This is a genomic window from Serratia sp. Z4 (genome assembly GCF_009900725.1).
GTDB lineage: Bacteria > Pseudomonadota > Gammaproteobacteria > Enterobacterales > Enterobacteriaceae > Serratia > Serratia nematodiphila.
On the sequence record NZ_JAAABD010000002.1, the window covers coordinates 686,930 to 707,837 of the forward strand.

The 20,908-nt window shown below is 58.8% G+C and carries 22 protein-coding genes; 13 read left to right on the forward strand and 9 right to left on the reverse strand.

Annotation, left to right across the window (positions count from 1 at the left end):
* Positions 1-10: 10 nt before the first annotated feature.
* Together benC and benD are read left to right on the forward strand one after the other, a co-directional pair.
* Positions 11-1,036, forward strand: a complete 1,026-nt coding sequence (gene benC / locus GT753_RS11145; RefSeq protein ID WP_015378324.1) for a benzoate 1,2-dioxygenase electron transfer component BenC — start codon at positions 11-13, stop codon at positions 1,034-1,036.
* Positions 1,037-1,038: 2 nt separating this feature from the next.
* Entirely contained in the window at positions 1,039-1,821 is a 783-nt protein-coding gene (gene benD, locus GT753_RS11150) for a benzoate diol dehydrogenase BenD (RefSeq protein WP_015378325.1), read from the forward strand.
* Positions 1,822-1,843: 22 nt separating this feature from the next.
* Here the strand turns inward: benD and arsC are convergent, their stop codons facing one another.
* The 3 genes from arsC to GT753_RS11165 form a co-directional block, all read right to left on the reverse strand.
* A complete protein-coding gene (gene arsC, locus GT753_RS11155; RefSeq protein WP_015378326.1) occupies positions 1,844-2,275 on the reverse strand; it encodes a glutaredoxin-dependent arsenate reductase in 432 nt (143 codons plus the stop codon).
* Between the two features lie 14 nt (positions 2,276-2,289).
* Positions 2,290-3,579, reverse strand: a complete 1,290-nt coding sequence (locus GT753_RS11160) for an arsenic transporter (RefSeq protein WP_015378327.1) — start codon at positions 3,577-3,579, stop codon at positions 2,290-2,292.
* A 69-nt stretch (positions 3,580-3,648) separates the two neighbouring features.
* Positions 3,649-3,975, reverse strand: coding sequence for a metalloregulator ArsR/SmtB family transcription factor (locus GT753_RS11165; RefSeq protein ID WP_015378328.1), 327 nt, complete (start codon positions 3,973-3,975; stop codon positions 3,649-3,651).
* Positions 3,976-4,126: 151 nt separating this feature from the next.
* Here GT753_RS11165 and GT753_RS11170 point away from each other — a divergent pair, with 151 nt between their 5' ends.
* From GT753_RS11170 to GT753_RS11185, 4 genes are all read left to right on the forward strand, one after another.
* Positions 4,127-5,236 (forward strand): YbdK family carboxylate-amine ligase, encoded by a 1,110-nt coding sequence (locus GT753_RS11170; RefSeq protein WP_004935083.1) that lies wholly within the window; start codon positions 4,127-4,129, stop codon positions 5,234-5,236.
* Between the two features lie 95 nt (positions 5,237-5,331).
* Positions 5,332-5,511 (forward strand): hypothetical protein, encoded by a 180-nt coding sequence (locus GT753_RS11175; protein ID WP_004935085.1) that lies wholly within the window; start codon positions 5,332-5,334, stop codon positions 5,509-5,511.
* A 213-nt stretch (positions 5,512-5,724) separates the two neighbouring features.
* Positions 5,725-6,321: a hypothetical protein gene (locus tag GT753_RS11180; RefSeq protein ID WP_015378329.1), complete on the forward strand. Its 597-nt coding sequence runs from the start codon at positions 5,725-5,727 to the stop codon at positions 6,319-6,321.
* Between the two features lie 2 nt (positions 6,322-6,323).
* Positions 6,324-7,097 (forward strand): DUF3307 domain-containing protein, encoded by a 774-nt coding sequence (locus GT753_RS11185; RefSeq protein WP_015378330.1) that lies wholly within the window; start codon positions 6,324-6,326, stop codon positions 7,095-7,097.
* 48 nt (positions 7,098-7,145) lie between these two features.
* On the opposite strand, the gene mgtA is transcribed toward GT753_RS11185, so the two are convergent.
* Positions 7,146-9,845 carry a magnesium-translocating P-type ATPase gene (mgtA, locus tag GT753_RS11190; RefSeq protein ID WP_015378331.1) on the reverse strand — a complete coding sequence of 900 codons (2,700 nt, stop codon included), beginning with the start codon at positions 9,843-9,845 and terminating at the stop codon, positions 7,146-7,148.
* 244 nt (positions 9,846-10,089) lie between these two features.
* Entirely contained in the window at positions 10,090-10,788 is a 699-nt protein-coding gene (locus GT753_RS11195; protein ID WP_004935097.1) for an MgtC family protein, read from the reverse strand.
* Positions 10,789-11,223: 435 nt separating this feature from the next.
* Here GT753_RS11195 and GT753_RS25710 point away from each other — a divergent pair, with 435 nt between their 5' ends.
* Together GT753_RS25710 and GT753_RS11200 are read left to right on the forward strand one after the other, a co-directional pair.
* Positions 11,224-11,385: a hypothetical protein gene (locus tag GT753_RS25710; RefSeq protein ID WP_015378332.1), complete on the forward strand. Its 162-nt coding sequence runs from the start codon at positions 11,224-11,226 to the stop codon at positions 11,383-11,385.
* A gap of 61 nt (positions 11,386-11,446) precedes the next feature.
* Positions 11,447-12,832, forward strand: a complete 1,386-nt coding sequence (locus tag GT753_RS11200) for a CoA transferase (protein ID WP_015378333.1) — start codon at positions 11,447-11,449, stop codon at positions 12,830-12,832.
* Here the strand turns inward: GT753_RS11200 and GT753_RS11205 are convergent.
* Positions 12,829-13,704 carry a LysR substrate-binding domain-containing protein gene (locus GT753_RS11205; protein ID WP_075684965.1) on the reverse strand — a complete coding sequence of 292 codons (876 nt, stop codon included), beginning with the start codon at positions 13,702-13,704 and terminating at the stop codon, positions 12,829-12,831. The two genes, GT753_RS11200 and GT753_RS11205, sit on opposite strands and share 4 nt — an antisense overlap.
* Positions 13,705-13,805: 101 nt before the next feature.
* Between GT753_RS11205 and GT753_RS11210 the strand changes: the two genes are divergently transcribed.
* On the forward strand, positions 13,806-15,221 hold the full coding sequence (locus tag GT753_RS11210) for a pyridoxal-dependent decarboxylase (RefSeq protein WP_015378335.1): 1,416 nt from the start codon (positions 13,806-13,808) through the stop codon (positions 15,219-15,221).
* Positions 15,222-15,234: 13 nt separating this feature from the next.
* On the opposite strand, the gene GT753_RS11215 is transcribed toward GT753_RS11210, so the two are convergent.
* The gene (locus tag GT753_RS11215) at positions 15,235-15,876 is read right to left on the reverse strand and encodes a GNAT family N-acetyltransferase (protein ID WP_079007628.1); all 642 of its coding nucleotides are present in this window, start codon (positions 15,874-15,876) and stop codon (positions 15,235-15,237) included.
* Positions 15,877-16,672: 796 nt separating this feature from the next.
* On the opposite strand from GT753_RS11215, the gene rcsA reads away from it, so the two are divergent.
* Complete coding sequence (rcsA, locus tag GT753_RS11220) at positions 16,673-17,302, forward strand: transcriptional regulator RcsA (protein ID WP_004935115.1); 630 nt, start codon at positions 16,673-16,675, stop codon at positions 17,300-17,302.
* Between the two features lie 217 nt (positions 17,303-17,519).
* Here rcsA and dsrB read toward each other — a convergent pair whose 3' ends face one another.
* Complete coding sequence (gene dsrB, locus GT753_RS11225) at positions 17,520-17,720, reverse strand: protein DsrB (RefSeq protein WP_004935117.1); 201 nt, start codon at positions 17,718-17,720, stop codon at positions 17,520-17,522.
* Between the two features lie 320 nt (positions 17,721-18,040).
* Positions 18,041-18,253: a transcription antiterminator/RNA stability regulator CspE gene (gene cspE / locus GT753_RS11230; protein WP_004935122.1), complete on the reverse strand. Its 213-nt coding sequence runs from the start codon at positions 18,251-18,253 to the stop codon at positions 18,041-18,043.
* Between the two features lie 377 nt (positions 18,254-18,630).
* On the opposite strand from cspE, the gene GT753_RS11235 reads away from it, so the two are divergent.
* From GT753_RS11235 to GT753_RS11245, 3 genes are all read left to right on the forward strand, one after another.
* Positions 18,631-19,008 (forward strand): hypothetical protein, encoded by a 378-nt coding sequence (locus GT753_RS11235; protein WP_015378337.1) that lies wholly within the window; start codon positions 18,631-18,633, stop codon positions 19,006-19,008.
* 510 nt (positions 19,009-19,518) lie between these two features.
* Positions 19,519-19,728: a hypothetical protein gene (locus GT753_RS11240; protein WP_004935132.1), complete on the forward strand. Its 210-nt coding sequence runs from the start codon at positions 19,519-19,521 to the stop codon at positions 19,726-19,728.
* A 153-nt stretch (positions 19,729-19,881) separates the two neighbouring features.
* Positions 19,882-20,889: an NAD(P)H-quinone oxidoreductase gene (locus tag GT753_RS11245; protein WP_015378338.1), complete on the forward strand. Its 1,008-nt coding sequence runs from the start codon at positions 19,882-19,884 to the stop codon at positions 20,887-20,889.
* Positions 20,890-20,908: the final 19 nt, after the last annotated feature.

A 20,908-nucleotide genomic window follows, 5' to 3' on the forward strand; every position in this document is an offset into this window, starting at 1 on the left:
GAGGTGAGGTATGTCTTTTACCGTGGCCCTTAATTTTGAAGACGGCGTCAGCCGCTTTATTCAATGCAACCCGAATGAAAAAGTACTCGACGCCGCCTACCGACAAAAGATCAACCTGCCGATGGACTGTTCGGACGGCGTATGCGGCACCTGTAAATGCCACTGTGAACAAGGAGAGTATCAGCTGGGCGATGACTATCTGGACGAAGCGCTGTCAGAGCAGGAAGCCGCACAGCGGCGAGTGTTGACCTGTCAGATGGTGCCGCTCTCGGACTGCGTCATCGAGGTGCCGATGCCTTCGACGATGTGTAAAACCGCCAGCGAAATGTTTACCGCCACCGTCGCCTCCGCCACCGCCCTGTCGGACAGCGCCATCGAGTTCTGCCTGACGCTGGATGATGAACGCGGCATCGCGTTCCTGCCGGGACAATATGTGAATATCGACGTTCCCGGCAGTGCGGCCAGCCGCGCCTATTCGTTCAGTTCGCCGCCCGGCAGCCGGCAGCTCTCTTTTCTGCTGCGCAACGTGCCCGGCGGCATGATGAGCCGTTATCTGACAGAACGGGCGAGCCCCGGCGACGCGATCCGTCTGCGCGGCCCACAGGGCAGTTTCTATCTGCGTGCGCCGGTGCGGCCGATGTTATTTTTGGCCGGCGGCACCGGGCTGGCGCCGTTCCTTTCCATGCTGGAATATCTGGCGCTCGGCGGCAGCGAACAGCCGGTGCATCTAATCTACGGCGTCACCCATGACCACGATCTGGTCAAGCTGGAACAGCTGGAGGCGTATCGCCAGCGTCTGGCGAATTTCAGCTATCTGACCTGCGTGGCCAGTGAAACGTCGTTTTCGACGCATAAAGGGTATGTCACCCAGCATCTCGACGAAAGCCTGCTTAATAACGGTGACCTGGATGTGTATCTGTGCGGGCCGCCGCCGATGGTGGAAGCGGTGCTTGGCGATTTCCAGCGACGCGCCTTTATCCCGAATAGCTTCCATTATGAGAAGTTCGCCCCCAGCCAGGCCGATCAGAGGAGTTGACCATGGATAAGTCACGTTTCAGCGGCCAGGTAATGGCGATAACCGGTGCCGCTCAAGGCATCGGCAAAGCGGTGGCCGAACGCGCGGCTCGGGAAGGGGCGAGTTTGGCGCTGATCGATCGCTCCCCCTATCTGGAGGAGGTCGTAGCCGTTTTACGCGAGCGCGGCACCGATATCATCGCCCTGCAGGCCGATTTGGAGCATTGGGAAGAAGCGCGCGATGCGCTGGATCAGGTGCAACAGCACTTTGGGCGCGTGGATATTATGGTGAACAATGTGGGCGGCACCATCTGGGCGCGACCATTTGCCGACTATGCGCCGCAACAGATTGAGGCGGAGATTCGGCGTTCGCTGTTCCCGACGCTATGGGGTTGCCGCGCCGCGTTGCCGCATATGCTGGCGCAAGGGAGCGGAGTGATCGTCAACGTTTCTTCGGTCGCCACGCGCGGCGTCAATCGCGTTCCCTACTCCGCAGCCAAAGGCGGCGTCAATGCCCTGACCCAGTCACTGGCCTTTGAATACGCTGGAGCCGGCATTCGCATCAACGCGACGGCGCCGGGCGGCACCGAAGCACCGCCGCGGCTGACGCCACGCAACCGCGAATCCCCGACGCAGCAGGAAGAAAGTTGGTATCGGCAGGTGGTTGAGCAGACTATCGACAGCAGTCTGATGCACCGCTACGGCAGCGTCGATGAACAAGCCGCCGCTATTCTGTTCCTCGCCAGCGCCGAAGCCAGTTACATTAACGGAACGGTGCTGCCGGTCGCCGGCGGCGATTTGGGATAAAACAGGCGCAGGGCCGCAGCGATCAGCCTTTGGTTATCCTGCGGCCCTGCGCGTCGATCACCGGCTCGCCGTCCTCTTTGCTGAAGGCGCCGCGCTGCGGATCCGGCAGAATCTCCAACACCGCCTCCGACGGACGGCACAGGCGCGTGCCAAGCGGCGTCACCACGATGGGGCGATTGATCAGGATCGGCTGTTGCACCATGAAGTCGATCAGTTGATCGTCGCTCCAGGCACCGTCGTCCAGCCGCAGCTCGGCGTAAGGCTCGACGTTTTTACGCAACAACGCGCGCGGCGTCATGTTCATGTCGGCCAGCAACGCAATCAACCGTTCGCGGCTGGGGGGCGTTTCCAGATACAGAATCACCTCCGGCTCAGCGCCGCTGTTGCGGATCAGCGCCAACGTATTGCGCGACGTGCCGCAGGCCGGGTTGTGATAAATTTTGATGTCGCTCATGTCAGTTGCTCCGGTTATGGCAAAACGGACAGCCGCAGCGCCAGCGCGGCCAGGGTGACGAACAGAATTGGCAGCGTCATCACCAGTCCCACGCGGAAATAATAGCCCCAGGTAATGACGATGTTTTTCCTTGCCAACACATGCAGCCACAGCAACGTGGCCAGGCTGCCGATCGGGGTGATTTTGGGGCCGAGATCGCTGCCGATGACGTTAGCGTAAATCATCGCCTGCCTGATGACGCCTTCCGCGCTGCTGCCGTCGATCGACAGCGCCCCTACCAACACCGTCGGCATGTTATTCATGACGGAAGAGAGAAACGCGCTCAGGAAGCCGGTGCCGAGCGTCGCCGCCCACAGCCCCTGCCGCGCCAGCGCATCCAGCACGCCGGACAGCAGATCGGTCAAGCCGGCATTGCGCAGCCCATAGACCACCAGATACATGCCCAGCGAGAAAATCACGATCTGCCAGGGCGCCCCGCGCAGCACTTTGCCGGTATCGATCGCCCGCCCGCGTTTCGCTACCGCCAGCAGCACCAGCGCGCCGCAGGCGGCGACCAAACTCACCGGCACGCCGAGCGGTTCCAGGGCGAAAAAGCCGATCAGCAACAGCGCCAATACCGCCCAACCGGCTCGAAACGTCGCGCGATCGCGGATCGCTTCCCGCGGTACCGGTAAACGCGTCAACGCGTAGCCCGGCGGAATATCCTTGCGGAAGAACAAATGCAACATCACCAGCGTCGCCGCCACGGCGACGAGGTTGACCGGCACCATCACCGCCGCATACTCCGTAAAACCCAAGTGGAAGAAATCCGCCGAAACGATATTCACCAGGTTGGACACCACCAGCGGCAGGCTGGCGGTATCGGCGATAAAGCCCGCCGCCATGACGAAAGCCAGCACCGCCGCAGGACGAAAACCGAGCGCCGACAGCATGGCGATCACGATCGGCGTGAGGATTAACGCGGCGCCGTCATTGGCGAACAGCGCCGCCACCGCCGCGCCCAACAGGAGCATATAGGTAAACAGCCAGCGGCCCTTGCCGTTGCCCCAGCGCGCGACGTGCAAGGCGGCCCAGGCAAAAAAGCCGCTTTCATCCAGCAACAGGCTGATGATGATGACGGCGATAAAGGTCGCAGTCGCATTCCAGACTATCTGCCATACCACGGGGATGTCGCCGACGTGCACCACGCCGCTCAATAATGCCAATCCCGCCCCGATCGACGCACTCCAGCCAATACCCAGCCCCTTCGGTTGCCAGATGACCAAGATCAACGTCAGAATAAAGATCGCCCCTGCCACTATCATCGCTGTCCTTCCGCCCCTTTAAGTTTACATATTCGATTTTTCATATGTGTTTGCGTAAATTTTTTACCGTTACGGGCAACCTTTCGCCACGCGTTGTGCTAACTCCGTCATCTGTTCTGGCCGGCACTGATAAGCCTGCTCAATAATCGCCGCCGCCCAGGCCGGCATATGCGGCGACAGGCGATAATGTATCCATTTACCCTCGCGCCGATCGAGCAGCAGCCCGCTTTCACGCAGCATCCCCAGATGCCTTGAAATCTTGGGTTGCGGCAGCGCCAGTGCGCCTGACAGCTCGCACACGCACAGTTCACCGGCGTGGCGCAACAGCAGCACCAAGGTCAGACGCGTCTCGTCAGACAGGTTTTTAAACAGCTTCAGCGGCGTCAATGACGGCATGTCACACTCCCGTTAACCTTTCTCTTCACCACAACTCGCTCGTGAAGATACCAGCTTCACATGCGAAAAAACAAATATAAAATGCAAAACGTTGCCCCCCTCACCGAGACATATACTTATCTTTATGCCGTTCTTGCAGGAAGGAGGTACCATGCCGCTCACATTCAAACGTTCGGAAAGGCTCTCCATCGGCACCGAAATAGAGTTACAGCTGGTCGATGCCGAGCACTACGATCTTACGGATCGAGCCGATCGGGTGGTCAGCGCGGTCGGCGACCGCCGGCGCGTCAAGCATGAGCTCACCAAATCGATGGTGGAGCTGAACAGCTCGGTGCACCGCGATCTCGATGAGCTGCACACCGAGCTGCGCGCCCTGACCCATACCGTCCGGCGCAGCGCGCAGCGCCTGGGCTGTGACGTCTGCGGCGGAGGCCGCCACCTGAGCAACGACTGGCGCAAGCAGGTCATCAGCGACAACGCGCGCTACAGGCAGTTGGCCAGCCGTTTTGGCTATCTCTCCAAGCTGGCCTGCGTGTTCGGCCAACACATTCACCTCGGCGTCAACGACGGGGACGAAGCGATGTACCTGTGCCATGCGCTGACGCCCTACTTTCCGCAATTGATCGCGCTCAGCGCCTCGTCGCCGCTGTATCAGGGGGTCGACACTTGCTTTGCCAGTTCCCGCTTCAGCGCCCAGAACTCCTTCCCCAACTACGGATGCCTGGAACACATCTACAGCTGGCATGAATTCAACGCCTACTACGAACGGTTGAATGCCGCAGGCGTGATTGAAAGCGTCAAGGATATTTACTGGGATGCGCGGCCAAAACCGGAGCTGGGCACGGTAGAGATCCGCATCTGCGATACGCCGCTGCGCCTCACCCACGCCGTGCTGCTGGTCGGTTACTGCCGCCTGCTGGCCGATTTTCTGTTGCAGCACCGCTCACCGATCGCGCCGGAATACGATGCCTTCACCAATTACAACAAGATCAACGCCTATCGCAGCGGCTTTGCCGCCGAATACGTCGATCCCGCGACGCTGCGCCGCAGCAGCCTGACCGCCCACATCCTGCACACTCTCGAAGCGCTGAGCGGTTTTGCCGAGCGACGGGAGGATCGTGCCCTGCTGCAGGCCGTCGAGCGCCATGTCCGCCAGGGCATCAGCGATTCGGAGCATATCCGCCAGATGTTGCACAACGGCCTGCCGCAAGCTCAGGTGATCAAGCGCCTGTGCGATGAGCTGTTGCAGCCTGCAAGTTAAGTTTCGGCTATCGATTCCATACGCCAAAGCCGCTGTTCATTATGTGCTCTTTCGCTACAATCGTGAGCACTGACATTCACCGTATCGAGGACACCATGTACAACTTCTCCCGCTATCAGGCAAAAGAACTGGCGCTGGCTTACATGAGCGGCAAAAAACACGATCTGTCGCCGCAGGAATTTTTGCAGCAGCTGAAAAGCAGCGAGCGATCGTTTGAGCATCTGCTGAAACACGGCAGCGAAATGCCGCGTGACGTGCTGGTTAAAAGCTTCTGAACAGCCGGTTGCCGGCCATTTTCCCTCTACGTCGCCGGTGGCGAGCCTGGCAGGCCCGCGCATTCCCGGCCGTTCATCCCACGTTCCTCATCCTGCCTCGTTTCGCCCTCACAGGCGAAAACCCCATAAATTCGCACCTAGAGGCGAATTATTGACATATTCGTATCCAGGTGCGAATTTATAGTCATCCCTCCGCAAATAATGGAACACGCCATGCCGACGCCAATCAGCGTAATCAGCGGCGATCTGGTCGATTCCCGCCGATCAGACACCGTCAACTACCTCAATGGGCTGCATAACCTGCTCGATCGGCTGCGGCGTGACGGGCGGCTGCATCAGGTGGAAATCTTTCGCGGCGATGCCTTCCAGGCGCAGGCCGCGCCGGAGGACGGGCTGTTGCTGGCGGTGTACATACGCCTCGCGCTGCGGGCGATGGGCGCCGCGCACTGGGATGCGCGCATCGCCGTCGGGCTGGGTAGCCAACGGCCCGACGCCGCCGGTTACGGCAGCGCCTTTATCAACTCCGGCAGCGCGCTGGACGCCATGGCAAAAAATTGCCGGCTGGCTCTGAAAACCGACAACGATCGGACAAACGCCATTGTCAGCGATCTGCTGCCGATGTTAGATCATGTAATTGGCCGCCTGTCACAGGCCGAAGCGCGCATCGTTCAGGCGAGAATGTTCGCCGACAGCGGCGCCGCCGTGGCGGACCAGCTGCAAAAAGCCGCCTCCACGGTCTCCGCCGCGCTGAAACGCGCGGCCTATGAGGAAATCATGCGGTTTATTCACGCCATTAACAGGATCGTCTGACCATGGATCTGACCTATGCGCCTTTGCTGGCCTGGCTGTTGCTCGTCCATCTGCTGGCGGATTTTCCGCTGCAGCCGCTGAGTTGGGTGGAAGATAAAATCCAACATCGCGCGCGTTCGCGTTTTCTGCTGTTGCACGCGTTGCTGCACGGGGTGCTGACCGCCTGGGTAGTGGCCGGTTTCGGCCTGCTGCACGGCGGACTGTCTTCACTGCAGGTGCTGGCCAGCCTGCTGGCCATCGCCGTCAGCCACTACCTGATCGATTTGCTGAAAGTCACCGCGATGAACCGCCTGAGCCCGGCCCGCAGCTTTCTGCTCGATCAGGGATTGCATCTGGCGGTGATCGCCTTACTGTGGCTGGGGCTGACGCCGAATGCCGGTGAACTGCTCGCGGCGTTGGGACGGCAACTGGGGAGTTGGCAAACCGGCCTGGTGCTGGTGGCCTACAGCCTGATTTATCTGCCGATGAGCCTGCTGATTGGGCAACTGCTGGCGCGCTGGACGCCGCAAATGCCGCCTTCGGCCAAGGCCGACAACGACTCGCTGCTGCGCGCGGGCAAACAGATTGGCTACCTGGAAAGAACGCTGATCCTGACCTTCGTGCTGCTGGGGCAAATTCCGGCGATCGGTTTTTTACTGGCGGCCAAATCTATCTTCCGTTTCGGCGATCTGCGCCAAAGTGACGATAAGATGCGTACCGAGTATGTGCTGCTCGGCACGCTGTTTTCCTTCACGCTGACCATCATGCTCGGCCTGCTGGTCAACAAACTGCTGTAGCGGTGCGGGGGCGAAAAATTTCGCCCCCGAAGTGAACGCCGAGGCGGCTTACAGCCACTCGCCGAAGCGGCGGATATAGAAACGCTTCATCAACTGCGCGACCACGCAGTAGCTGACCAGCGTTGCGGCCAACCACGGGAAGTATTCCCACGGCAGCGGCTGCAGGCCAACCAGGGCGCCGAGCGGCGAGAACGGAATGTAGATGCCGAGCGCCATCACCAGCCCGGTGGTCAGCAACACCGGCAGCGCCGCGGTGCTCTGAATGAACGGGATCTTCTGGGTGCGCAGCATATGCACCACCAACGTTTGCGACAGCAGCCCCTCAATGAACCAGCCGGACTGGAACAGCGCCTGGTGTTCTACGCTGTTGGCGGCGAACACGTACCACATCAGCGCATAGGTCGTAATATCGAAGATCGACGAGGTCGGCCCAATCCACAGCATAAAGCGCCCGATGTTTTTGGAATCCCACTTGCGCGGCTTGCGCAGGAACTCTTTGTCCATCTTGTCCCACGGCAGCGACAGCTGGGAAATGTCATACATCAGATTTTGAATCAACAGGTGGATCGCCAGCATCGGCAGGAACGGGATGAAGGCGCTGGCCACCAGCACCGAAAACACGTTGCCAAAGTTGGAGCTGGCGGTCATGTTCAGGTACTTGATGATATTGCCGAAGGTCTCGCGCCCTTTGATCACCCCCTCTTCCAGCACCATCAGATTCTTTTCCAACAGGATGATGTCCGCCGATTCCTTGGCGATGTCGGTGCCGGTGTCGACCGAAATGCCGACGTCGGCATCGCGCAGCGCCGGCGCATCGTTGATGCCGTCGCCGAGGAAGCCGACGGTATGGCCGTTGCTCTGCAACATTTTCAGCACCCGCGATTTTTGCAGCGGCGTCAGCTTGGTGAAGACCGTGCGTTGTTCCACTTCGCGCGCCAACTCTTCGTCATCCATCTGTTCAATCTGCAGCCCGGAGAGCGGCTCGCCCGGCTCCAGCCCGACATCGCGGCAAATCTTGCAGGTGATCACCGGGTTGTCGCCGGTCAGCACCTTCACCGTCACGCCGTTTTCCTGCAGTGCGGCGATCGCCTGCTGCGCGCTCTCCTTCGGCGGATCGAGGAAAGTCAGCAGCCCTTGCACCACCATGTCGCGCTCGTCGGCCACGCTCAGCGGTTCGGCCGGGCGCTGCGCATCCAGCTCGCGCGTCGCCAGCACCAGCACGCGGAAACCGTCTTCGTTATACTCGCGGGCCAGCGCCTGCAGCGCCGCACGGCGCGCGTCGTCCAGTTCCAGCGTTTTGTCGCCTTCGCGCACGTGGGTGGCGATCTCGAGCATCTCCTCTACCGCGCCCTTACAGATCAGCTGCTGCTTGCCATTTTCGTCCGCCACCACGATCGACAAACGGCGGCGCACGAAATCGAACGGCAGCTCATCCACCTTGCTGAAACGGCCCAGGGCTTCGATCCCCGGTTTGCCGCGCCCGAAACGGATCACCGCCTGGTCCATCAGGTTCTTCATGCCGCTCTGATGGAAGCTGTTCAGCCAGGCCAGGTGCAACACCTCGTTATCCCTGGCGCCAGTGACGTCGATGTGGTGCTCGAGAATGATGCGATCCTGGGTCAGGGTGCCGGTCTTGTCGGTGCAGAGCACGTCCATGGCGCCGAAGTTCTGAATGGCGTTCAGGCGCTTCACCACCACCTTGCGGCGTGACATGGCGATCGCCCCTTTCGCCAGGTTGGAGCTGACGATCATCGGCAGCATTTCCGGCGTCAGGCCGACCGCCACCGCCAGTGCGAACAGCGCCGCCTCGCTCCAGTCGCCCTTGGTGAAGCCGTTGATCAGCAACACCACCGGCACCATCACCAGCATGAAGCGAATCAGCAGCCAGCTGACGCTGTTCACCCCGCGATCGAACGCGGTTTGCGCCCGCGAACCGACGATCGACTTGGCCAACGAGCCGAAGTAGGTGCGCCCGCCGGTCGCCACCACCACCGCCGTAGCGGTACCGCTGGCGACGTTGGTGCCCATCAGGCAGATGTTGGACAGCTCAAGCAGCGCGTTCTCGCTGGACACTTCCCCTTCGCTCGACTTCTGCGCCACGTTGCCCATCGCATCGTATTTCTCGATCGGGATCGCCTCGCCGGTCAAAATCGCCTGGCTGATGAACAGATCGCGCGAGGCGATAAGACGCACGTCGGCCGGCACCATGTCACCGGCGGAGAGCTGGATGATATCCCCCGGCACCAGTTCGCGGATCGGCACTTCCAGCGTCAGCGGATGCGCGCTGTAGCTGCTGCGGCGCAGCACCGTGGCGGTAGTGCGCACCATCGATTTCAGCGCTTCCGCCGCTTTGTTGGTGCGGTATTCCTGCCAGAAACGCAGCAGCCCGCTCAGCGTGACCATGGTCAGAATGATGATGACGCCGGTGAGTTCAGTTTCTTCACCGCTCTGGAGCGGCAGCCAATAATCGGTAAAGAAACTGATCGCAGCCAGCACCATCAGCACGAAGATAAACGGGTTGTTAAAGGCCTTGATCAACTGAATCAAGGCATGCGGCGCCTTGTCGTGGGCGACCTGGTTGGCGCCGAACTGCTCCAGCCGCTCATCGGCATCGTCCTGGGTCAAGCCGTTGCGGTTGCACTTCAGGTTCGCCAGCGTTTGGGCGATGCTGTTGGTCGCCTCTTGCGCAATGGCGTAGGTCACCGCGTCTTTATCACGGCGACGCATTCTTTCATTAATCTGAGTCATAACGCTATTCTCTTATTTTCGTTCTGCGCACAGGGAGATCCCGCCCGATAAACAGGTGACTCTGCGCAGAGTGGAATTTTTTAATTAGCGTGACTGAATAGCGTGATTACCCTGTCAGCCACGCAAGAATCATTTCCCTTCCGGGGTCATCGTCCATAACGCCTCCTTAATGTTCCGCGTTATTCAAGGCACTCATGAATAAAACCGAACATATAATAAAGTTAATCAATATTTATATTATTACTCAGACCGGTAATTCGGACGCGACGCGCCAACGCACGGCACTCACGCTTTTTTCCAGACTGACGCGGCAAACAATACCCTCAATTTCTTTTTGCGCGGCCGGCGTAGCGGTAATTTCCGCGCACACTTCCAATTGCCCCGGGCTGGCAATATCGGCGCTGCGCAAGGATTGCAGCCGCAAGGCGACGCCGTTCAGCGCCTGCAGAATCAGGGTGCGCACCAGAATTTCATCCTGCTCGCCGCAGGTCACCTGAATGCGATAGCACAGTTCCAGATCGGTCGCCTGCTGGTGCGGCTGCAGGTTGATGCGCTGCGCGGCCTCGCGCAGCAGGATATTGGCGCACAGGATCACCAGCGTGGCGACCACCGCATCCCAATGCTGGCCCAGGCCGCACAGGACGCCGATCCCCGCCGAACACCACAGCGTGGCGGCGGTGTTGAGGCCGCGAATGTTCAGCCCTTCACGCATGATTACGCCGGCGCCGAGGAAGCCGATACCCGAGACGATCTGCGCGGCCACCCGGCCGGCGCTGGCCGGATCGGTGGACATGGAGCTGAGAATGAAGACCGCCGCACCGGTCGCCACCAGCGCATTGGTGCGCAGGCCGGCCATGCGTTGGCGCCACTGGCGCTCGGCGCCAATCACCGCGCCCAGGCACATCGCCAGCAATAAATTCAAAACGAAAGGAGTCATAGCCATGACTGTCCCCTTAATTAACCGCAGGAGATAAAATCATGTGCTGTTTAGCACACGCGAAATCGCGCTGAAAATAAATCAGCGAATCAGCGTGTCATGCCTGGAGGGAAAAGGCTGTGGCTGCAGAATACCATAATAACGTCCAACTCAATTCGCCTGAAGCCACCTGGCATCAGGAAACGTTTTCTTATTCGGGTATGCACAGCTCAGAAATAACTGGAGAGGGGTGCTGCCCGCCGATAACGGCAAGCAACAAATCAGAAGAGAATTGGTCAGCTTGCCTTATTTATTTTATTACAACTACAACTGTCCAATTGGGTTTCTCCACCGAAATTTTGGCTGAGTATAGTGACGTCGGGTAATGAAGTAAAGGCTAATTTATTAAACGAAAAATAAACTGGAATACCCGCAATGATATTTCGATGTCACAAATAGAAGATGGCGACATTGGGCGCCGACGCCGCCTTCCGGCCGCTGCATCAGGCCCTGTGGGACAAAGCGCTGACCGCCAACTTCAGCGCGCAGCCATTCGCCGGCGTAGCGGCCCGCAGCCTGCGCGCCAAACGGGCCGATGGCCGCACGTTCGACGTTGCGCCTTAGCAAGGTCGCCGGCGGTGGGCTACGCTAGGCTATATTTCCGACGACCCGCAAGGAGTGGCCGATGACGCCTCTGATCCACACTCTGCTCGACGAAATTTGGCAAAGCCTGGGGCAGCGCCCCGCCCCCGCCGACCGGCTAACCGTAAGCGGCACCGGCGCATTGCCTTCGGCTTTTCCCGTAACCGAATTGGCTACCGCCGCCTGGAGCGCCGCCGGTTTGGCCTGCGCCGAGTTGCTTCGCCGCGAGGCAGCCGACGCGCCGCAGGTCTGGGTCGATCAACGCCTGGCCTCGCTCTGGTTCGGCTGGACGCTGCGTCCGCTGGGGTGGACGCTGCCTGCGGCCTGGGACGCGCTGGCCGGCGACTATGCGACGACGGATGGCTGGATACGCCTGCATACCAATGCGCCGCACCATCGGCGAGCGGTGGAGCAGGTGCTGGGTTCGGCATCGGATAAAGGCACGCTGGCGGAACGCGTGCTGGGCTGGAAAAAAAGCGAGCTGGAGGAAGCGGTGATCGAAGCCGGCGGCTGTGCGGCCCAAATGCGCTCGGCGGCCGCGTGGCGACAACATATTCAGGGCAAAAGCATAGCGCTCGAACCGCTGATCCACGCCTCGCTGCAGCCGGAAGCGCCACCGCCGGGCTGGGCGCTACCCATCGCCCGGCCGCTGCACGGCGTACGGGTGCTGGATCTGACGCGCATTCTCGCCGGGCCGATCGCCACGCGTTTTCTTGCCGGTTTGGGTGCCGACGTGCTGCGCATCGATCCCTACGGTTGGGATGAGCCCGGCGTTGAACACGAAGTCATGCTGGGCAAGCGCAGCGCGCGCCTCAACCTGACCAATGCGCACGATCGCCATACGTTTGAACATCTGCTGAGAAACACCGACGTGATCGTGCACGGCTACCGTGCCGGTGCGCTGGAGAAATTGGGTTATGGCGCGGAGGAAAGGCGCGCGCTGGCGCCGGGCCTGATAGACGTCTGCCTGAATGCCTACGGTTGGAGCGGGCCGTGGCGCACCCGGCGCGGTTTCGACAGCCTGGTACAGATGAGCTGCGGGTTGGCGGAGGCGGGCATGGTTTGGCGTAGCGCCAGTTTGCCGGTGCCGTTGCCGGTACAGGCTCTGGATCACGCCACCGGCTATTTGATGGCGGCGGCGGTGCTGACCGGTATGGCGCAGCGCCTGAGCCGCGGCACCGGCTACCACGCGCGGCTGTCGCTGGCGCGTACGGCGCAGCTGCTGCTGGCGCATCCCTGTTCGGCAGATTATCGGCCGGAACCGCTGGCGCCGGCCGGCCCCGCCGACGAGAACCCGGAAACGGAATTGACTTACTGGGGGGGCGCGCAACGCCTGCGCGCCCCGTTAAGCCTGCAGGGTACGACGCTGCAATGGGCGCTGCCGGCGACCACGCTCGGCACCTCGCAACCGGAATGGCTGCGCCGTTAAATCGCCGCCAACTGTTGCTGCAGCCACTGCAGCAAGCGGGTGACCGCCGGCGTCAGCCCGGCGGTCTGCGGCCACACCAGATAAACGTCGTCATCGCTCAGGCGACAGGGCGCGGCCAACGCCACCAGTCTCCCGGCGTCGAGGGCATCCTGCACCAGCAGCTTTTTCGCCAGCGCGATGCCAAACCCTTGCTCCGCCGCGCGAATCAACAATCCGGCATCGTTGAACAACGCCTGTTGCCGCCCGCACAGCGAGCGCCCTTGCGCATTGAACCAATCGCGCCAGGGACTGACGTCGTGCTCGAGCAACGGAATATCGCCACCGTTCTCGAACGCCGCCCCCCATTCTCGCGCCATATCCGGCGAAGCGACCGGCAGCACGTCACCCGACGCGATGCGCTGCGCCTGCAGCCCCGCCCATTGACCGCTGCCGATGCGGATCGCCGCATCGAACCCTCGCTGCGACAGATCCTGCAGCGCCAGCGACGCATCGATATCCAGCGCAATATCGGCGCAGGCCTCATGAAAAGCAGGCAGACGCGGCAACAGCCAATAATGGGCAAAAGACGGCAACACGCTGATGCGCAGCGTCTGGCTTGTCGCCGCACGTCGGGCGCGGGCGACGCCCTGCTGCAGCGCCTGCAGCGCCGGTTCCACCGCCGCCAGCATCTCTTTCCCGGCCGCATTCAGGCGCACGCCGCGCCCGCGCCGTTCAAACAGCGGATAGCCGACCGCCTGCTCCAGCAACTGAATTTGCTGGCTGACCGCACCGTGCGTCAAATGCACCTGCTGCGCCGTGGCGCGCAAATTTTCCAACCTGGCGGCGATCGCAAAGGTCGGCAAGACATGCAGGGGAATGCGTTCATTCATCATTGGTTAACCAGGCTATCCAAAAAGGTTATTTTTCATCGATTTTGACCGGCAGGCAAATGTTCTATGTTTACCCCATCATCCCTGACGCTTTCGGAGCCGCCATGCACCCACGTTTACAACAAGACCTCGCACAGTTTCCGCAGATCCTCGACCACACTCGCCAGTTGGCGGAAGATTTTCTGACCGGGCTGCAGCAACGCTCGGTCTGCCCACCGCGCGATCAACAGCAGCTGCATCCGGGAGACGATCGGCTGGCGGAAAACGGCGAAGGCGCCCTGGCGGCGCTGGATAACTTTTGGCAACGCTATCAGGCCGGCATTTCCGCCAGCGCTGGCCCGCGTTATTTCGGCTTCGTCACCGGCGGCGGCACCCCGGCGGCGGTCGCAGCGGACTGGCTGGTTAGCGTGACAGACCAAAATAGCTTGCTCAGCCATGATACCATCGCAGCCACGATCGAGCTGGCGGCCGTGACGCAGTTGAAATCCCTGCTGGGCCTGCCGGAAACGTTCAGCGGCAGCCTGGTCAGCGGCGCGACCATGGCCAATTTCACCGGGCTGGCCATTGGCCGGCAGTGGCTGGGACAACAGCACGGCGTGGATATCGCCCAACAGGGCCTGGCGGCGCTGGGTTCCATCCGGGTATTGTCGGCCAATCCACATTCCAGCAGCGTGAAGGCGCTCAGCATGCTCGGTATCGGCCGCGAGGCGCTGACGACCGTCGCCAGCCTGCCGGACTCGGAAGCCATGGATATGGAAGCACTGGAACGGCAGCTCGCCGCCGGCGCCGGCCAGCCAACGTTGGTGCTGGCCAGCGCCGGTACGGTCAACACCGTCGCGTTCGACGATCTGCCGCGTCTGCTGACGTTGCGGGAGCGTTATCCGTTTTGGCTGCATGTCGATGCGGCATTTGGCGGCGTGGCGGCATGCTCACCGCTATACGCTCCAAGGCTTGAGGGTTGGCAGCATGCCGATTCCATCACTGTCGACGCACACAAGTGGCTGAACGTGCCTTATGACAGCGCGATCCAATTTACCCGCCATTTGGATCTGCAAATGCAGGTATTTCAGAACCATTCGGCCTATCTGGAAGCACCGACATTGCGGCCAGACAACTATCTGCATCTGACGCCGGAGAATTCGCGCCGCTTCCGCGCCCTGCCGCTCTGGCTGACGCTGAAAGCCTATGGCCGCAGCGGCATACGGGATATCGTCGAGCGCAACGTCCGATTGGCGCAGGCGCTGGGGGCGGCGCTGGCAGCCGATGACGGTTTCCAGCTGCTGGCGCCGGTGAATTTGAACGTGGTCTGCTTCGCACTCAGCCATCCACAGGGCGACAGCGAGGCGGCGCGCGATCGTTTTCTCGAGCGCCTGAGCCGGCACGGCGTGGTGTGCTGCACCCCTACGCGTTATAACGGTCAGCCGGGGATCCGCGCCGCACTGGTCAACTGGATGACGGAGGAACAGGACATCCGGCTGGCGTTGGACTCGTTGCGCCATTGCCTGGCGGAAACGGCCTAACGCGCGCGGCGTATTACCCGAGTTGGAAGGCCTGCAAACGCCGTTCTTGCCGCCCGTCATCGCCGATATTATCCGGCGACAGCCAGGCGGCAAACGCCGCGCGCCGCGCCGGCCATTCCCCGTCGACGATCGACAGCCAGTCGGTGTCGCGCGTGCGTCCTTTGACGACGACGGCCTGGCGGAAGGTGCCTTCATAGCGGAAACCCAAGCGCTCGGCGGCCTGGCGTGAAGGAAGATTGAGGCTATCGCATTTCCATTCGCAGCGCCGGTAGCCAAGATCGTCGAACAGATGCCGCAGCATCAGGAAAATCGCCTCGCTGCCCAGCGCGCTGCGCTTCATCAGCGGCGACCAGTTGATGGTGCCCAGTTCGGCCACGCCGTTGGCAGGATCGATGCGCAAAAAAGCGCAGCTTCCCACCGCACGCCCGTTTGACTGATCGATCACTACCATCGTGTTTCTGTCAGCGCTGGACGCCTGAGCCTGAAGATAACGCTGGAAATCTGCGCGCGACTGCGGCCGCTCCCAAAACAGATAAGTCCAGTCGCGATCGTCCTCGGCGGATTGATAAGCCTGATAAAGCGCCTCCCCCCAGCGCTCGAGGTTAAGCGGTTCGAGGCGGCAAAACCGCCCTTGCAGTGGCGAGTGCCCGGGCATGCCTGCCGGCTGCCAATGAGGGAGGGCTTCGCCTATCGGCTGCCCATACTGATTCCGTCTCACCGCGACATCCTGTTTTTGAAAGGTGGAGAGGCAAGTTAAAACCAACGCGGGCCAGAGACAACTCCGACCTGCCATTCCTCCCCTGCGGATCGGGCAGCAGGATGATAGTTTAGAGAAATCACTCAATCACCGTTAAACATTCACGAAAATTATTTCATTTAAAATAAATATCCAGATAACTCATTGTAAAACGGTGATTTATAGCAACAAATAAGCTACACATTCCGGCCATAATGTTAACTTTCGTTTGCCGTTATGATAAAAAAAGAAGTGCTAATCATTAGCATGTAAAGCATGAAATCAACACAACTTAATGATTTTTAAACAAAAAAATAAAATAACCTCAGAGAGGGTATTTTTTAATCACTCAAAAAATGCGCTGAAAGACTTCAAAAAAACGACACATGAATTTTTTTTAAGACTTTTCCTAGCAAACTAAAATTTTGTTTCGTGACATGATGAACAGATTCGCGGCAAGCAATGCCGGCAGGCGCGGGCGCCAAGCGCAGATCAGGCTCAACATGCCGAAGCTGGACGAGCAGCAGATCGCTCTGACTTAAGCCAAACTTATAGATTCATGCAATTAATAAGTTTAGTATGAAAATATCATTGAGTGACGCCGTGTTTATTGATAGAACACTCGCTACACTGAATTATTGCTCCATTTTGCCTTTCGGCTTTTTAGGCTTTTTTCATATTACCGCAGTAAAACGGATTTAAGTGGGGGTGCGATATGCCAACGATTATCATGGATTCATGCAGCTATACCAGATTGGGGTTAACCGACTATCTGACTTCGCATGGCGTGAAGAAGCGCCATATTAATGCCATCGAGGACATTGACAGCCTGCATGAAAAATGCAGCAAGTTGAATCCAAGCCTGGTGTTTATTAACGAGGACTGCTTCATCCACGAAGCAAACGCCACCGAGCGAATAAAACGGGTGATTTCACTGCACCCGGATACGTTATTCTTCATCTTCATGGCCATTACCAACGTACATTTCGACGATTATTTATATGTTCGCAAGAACGTCATCATATCGTCAAAATCCATCAAACCAGAGACTATGAATCAGCTACTTAGCCACTATCTCGAGAGAACGTCCCTCCGTACGGAGAAATCCTCTCTGGATCAAACGCCGGTAACGCTGAGCCAGACTGAATCAAACATGTTACGCATGTGGATGTCCGGTCAAGGCACCATCCAGATATCAGACCAGATGCAAATAAAGGCCAAAACGGTCTCTTCCCACAAGGGAAACATCAAGCGGAAAATAAAAACGCACAACAAGCAGATCATTTATCACGTTGTTCGTTTGACCGATACATTGACCAGTGGAATATTCGTCAATAGCCGCTGAACCACAGAGAACGCCCCCGCTCTGTTTTACCAGCCGTTAAATACCCGATGATAATGTCATCTGGATAGCAGCCGCTGGAACCACAAAAAAATACCTGTTGCGTTATCCCCCGCTAGCGCAACGGGTATTTTTTTGCCGTCGATAAAAAAAATCTTACCGCAATGAAATAATCTCAAAATGGACAATTTCATTAGCAAATTAATGAGATTAGCCTAAGTTACTGCCCGTGCTCGCGACAGGGCTCCACAAACGTGCCGTCACGGCTGTCGATCTCATTAAAAAACCATACGCCCGCCGGGTAGTCGTCAAGAGAAACCAGGTACATGGTGCCTTCGTTGAACACTTCTACGGCCAGAATGACGCCTTCACGCCGCGGGCCGCCGTCTGTTTTTACCGTCACTCTATCGTTAACTTGCATACCCTTCTCCCTTATTTACGATTGCCGTCAGTGTATTACAAAACCGGAGGCGATGGACACCGCTCCAGCCCTGCCGGCCTCTGCTATCAGCGTAGCAGCCGCCTGGATTTTCACTTTCTTAACGGTTTGGCCGCAGAATCTTAAGCCGGTCTCGCGTAGCCTGTCTTCAGGCGTTTCCCCCCCAGAGAAGCGCTCGCAAATGAAGAAGTAACAAGGAACTTTTGCCCGCAGACTTGCGGGCTTTTTTTTGCGCGCTGCCAAATTGCAGGCATAAAAAAACCCGCCGCAGCGGGTTCTTTTCAATCAGCGGGAAACGCCAATTAGATAGCGGTAACGTTAGCCGCAGATGGACCTTTCGCACCGTTCTCGATAGAGAACTGTACGTTCTGGCCTTCAGCCAGGGTCTTGAAGCCTTGATCCTGGATAGCAGAGAAGTGTACGAATACGTCTTTGCTGCCGTCTGCTGGGGTGATGAAACCAAAACCTTTAGCTTCGTTGAACCACTTCACTTGACCTTTGATCATGTTAGACATGTCTAATTTCCTTCAATAATAAATGTAAGCCGCCATGGGCGAGGTAGCCGGTCATCAGTTACTTATGGAGGCACTGGAAAGGAAATTCGTCAGAGAAGGGCTATCCGGGATAACGCTTTAAATTTGAACTACTTTACTCAAAATGTCGTGCATAAATAGGTCTGTACCACAGGCCGACATCATTAACTCATGAGCGAGCGGCAATAGCAACCTTTTTCGCCGCGATGGGACGCTAATCTCGGCTAAACGCACAGGATTTGACCCTGTCTGCCGATAGGGCCGCCGCCTGGCTCGCCCGTAACGCCCAAGGCAAATGATAGTAATTCTCGTTCTGCTGTTTTATAGTTGCCTGACGAAATCATTCAGGGAGATTCACCATGCCGAGATGGCTTACATTACCGGCTGTCAGTGCCGCCGCCCTGCTGGCCTTTGCCGCTTACAGCGCTCCGCAGAGTGCACTGGAGCTCAATTATCAAGCCCCCGACCCCAGCATGATTCCCGCGCCCAAGCCGCCTGCCCCCTCAGGGCCGGCCCCCAAAACGGGAAAACCGCCGATTGCCTGGACAGAGGCGAGAGATAAAAGCGGTTTTCGCGTCGATATTGAGTGCGATCATCCTGGCTGCAGCAAACCGCGCGCCAAACCTTATCCCGCGTATGAAGGCCCGGTGAAGAAAACCGATCGCCGCCGCCAGTCTGATCCCTATTCCACCAATAAGGATCCCGATTACAACATTCAGTTGGGGTATGAGTGGTAGTGGCGCTTTCGGAGTAATGCCTATATCAGCCTCCTTTGCCGCTGCATAGAATATGCCTCAGTTCACCACTCCTCCTGGTGTTGAACACAACAAGCTGTGTTGCAAATCTTTATGCGCCTCCCTATAGGCGCTTTTTTTTTGCCTATCCCTCAAAGCGTCTTCCGATTACAGATTGCTCTCATTGCCCCACAAAGTGATGAATGTCACAAATACGCCTCCTTGCCATTCTTATTCGGAGGTAACGTTCATGGCCACAGGATCCCTTGCCCTCCTGGCCGTCTTGGCCGGCATTGCGGGCTTCGCCCTCTACAAGCATTTAAAATCTCAGAAAAAAAGCACACTCGTCCGCCCGCACGATCGGTAACCGACAACGCGCTTTCACCGCGAAGGCCCGGCACATCGCGCGCCGCGCCTTCGCGGGCCGTCATGCTTTCATCACAAAATTGTCACATTATGGCCATATGATGATTCGCGTTTATCCGCTCTGGCTTAACACCAAGGATTTCGCCCATGACCATAATTAAAGCTGCAAACCATCAGGAAGCAGAAAAACTCATCCGCGCCGGCACCGCCAAGAAAATCGAACTGGCTTACGATATCGGCAGCGACGACTTCTTCCAGCTTGCCAGCCTGTGGTGCGATAAAGGCGCCAAAATCTCCAAAGGAAAAGAACACTTCATCGTCTCGTTAAAAGGGTTCCGCATCCCGCCTAACGATTAATGCCCTGCCGCCCATCGCGGCGGCTTCGCCTCTTCCTCGCAAAACCGCTCTATTCAACCACGCGCGCCTCATTCGATTTCGCTAAGCTAACAGCAGACTTTATTGCGGACGTTTCGCCTGATAACCACGTCCGCCACGATGAGGAGAGTAACCATGTCAACAAATGCAGCGCTGCCCGGCACGATGAAAGCGATTGAAATCAGCGAACCGGGCGCTCCCGACGTTCTGGTCGTTACCGAACGCCCGGTGCCCGCTCCGCAAGCGGGCGAACTGCTGGTGAAAATCGCCGCCGCCGGCGTTAACCGCCCCGACGTGCTGCAGCGCCAGGGGAACTATGCGCCGCCGCCAGGCGCCTCGGATATCCCCGGCCTGGAAATTGCCGGCGAAGTGGTGGCCATCGGTGAAGGCGTGACCCACTTCGCGCTCGGCGATCGGGTTTGCGCCCTTATCGCCGGCGGTGGCTATGCGGAATACTGCACCGTGCATGAAAGCAATGCGTTGCCGGTGCCGGCGGGGCTGAGCCTGACCGAGGCCGCCGCGCTGCCGGAAACCTTCTTTACCGTCTGGGTCAACGTGTTCCAGCGCGGTCATCTCAAAGCCGGCGAAACCGTGTTGATCCATGGCGGCACCTCCGGTATCGGCACGGTCGCCACCATGCTGGCGAAGGCCTTCTGCGCCCAGGTGATCACCACCGTCGGCTCCGAAGAGAAACGTCAGGCCAGCCTGGCGCTGGGCGCCGACGTGGCGATTAATTACCGCAGCGAAGACTTTGTCGCACGCACCAAAGACGCCACCAACGGTAAAGGCGCCGACGTCATCGTCGACCTGATCGCCGGCGATTATGTCGCCAAAAACTATCAGGCCGCAGCGATGGAAGGCCGCATCGTGCAAATCGGCACGCAAAACGGCGTGGTGAAAGAGCTCAATCTGATGCCGCTGCTGTTGAAACGTCTGACCCATACCGGGTCGACGCTACGCTCGCGCAGCGTGGCGGACAAAGCGCAGATTGCCGCCGATCTGCGCGAAAAGGTTTGGCCGCTGCTGGAGCGTGGCGTGCTGAAACCGCAAATTTTTAAAACCTTCCCGCTTGAGCAAGCCGCCGCCGCGCATACGCTGATGGAGTCCAGCGAGCACATCGGCAAGATCATGCTGACGTTCTGAGCCCATTCCCCGCGGCCGG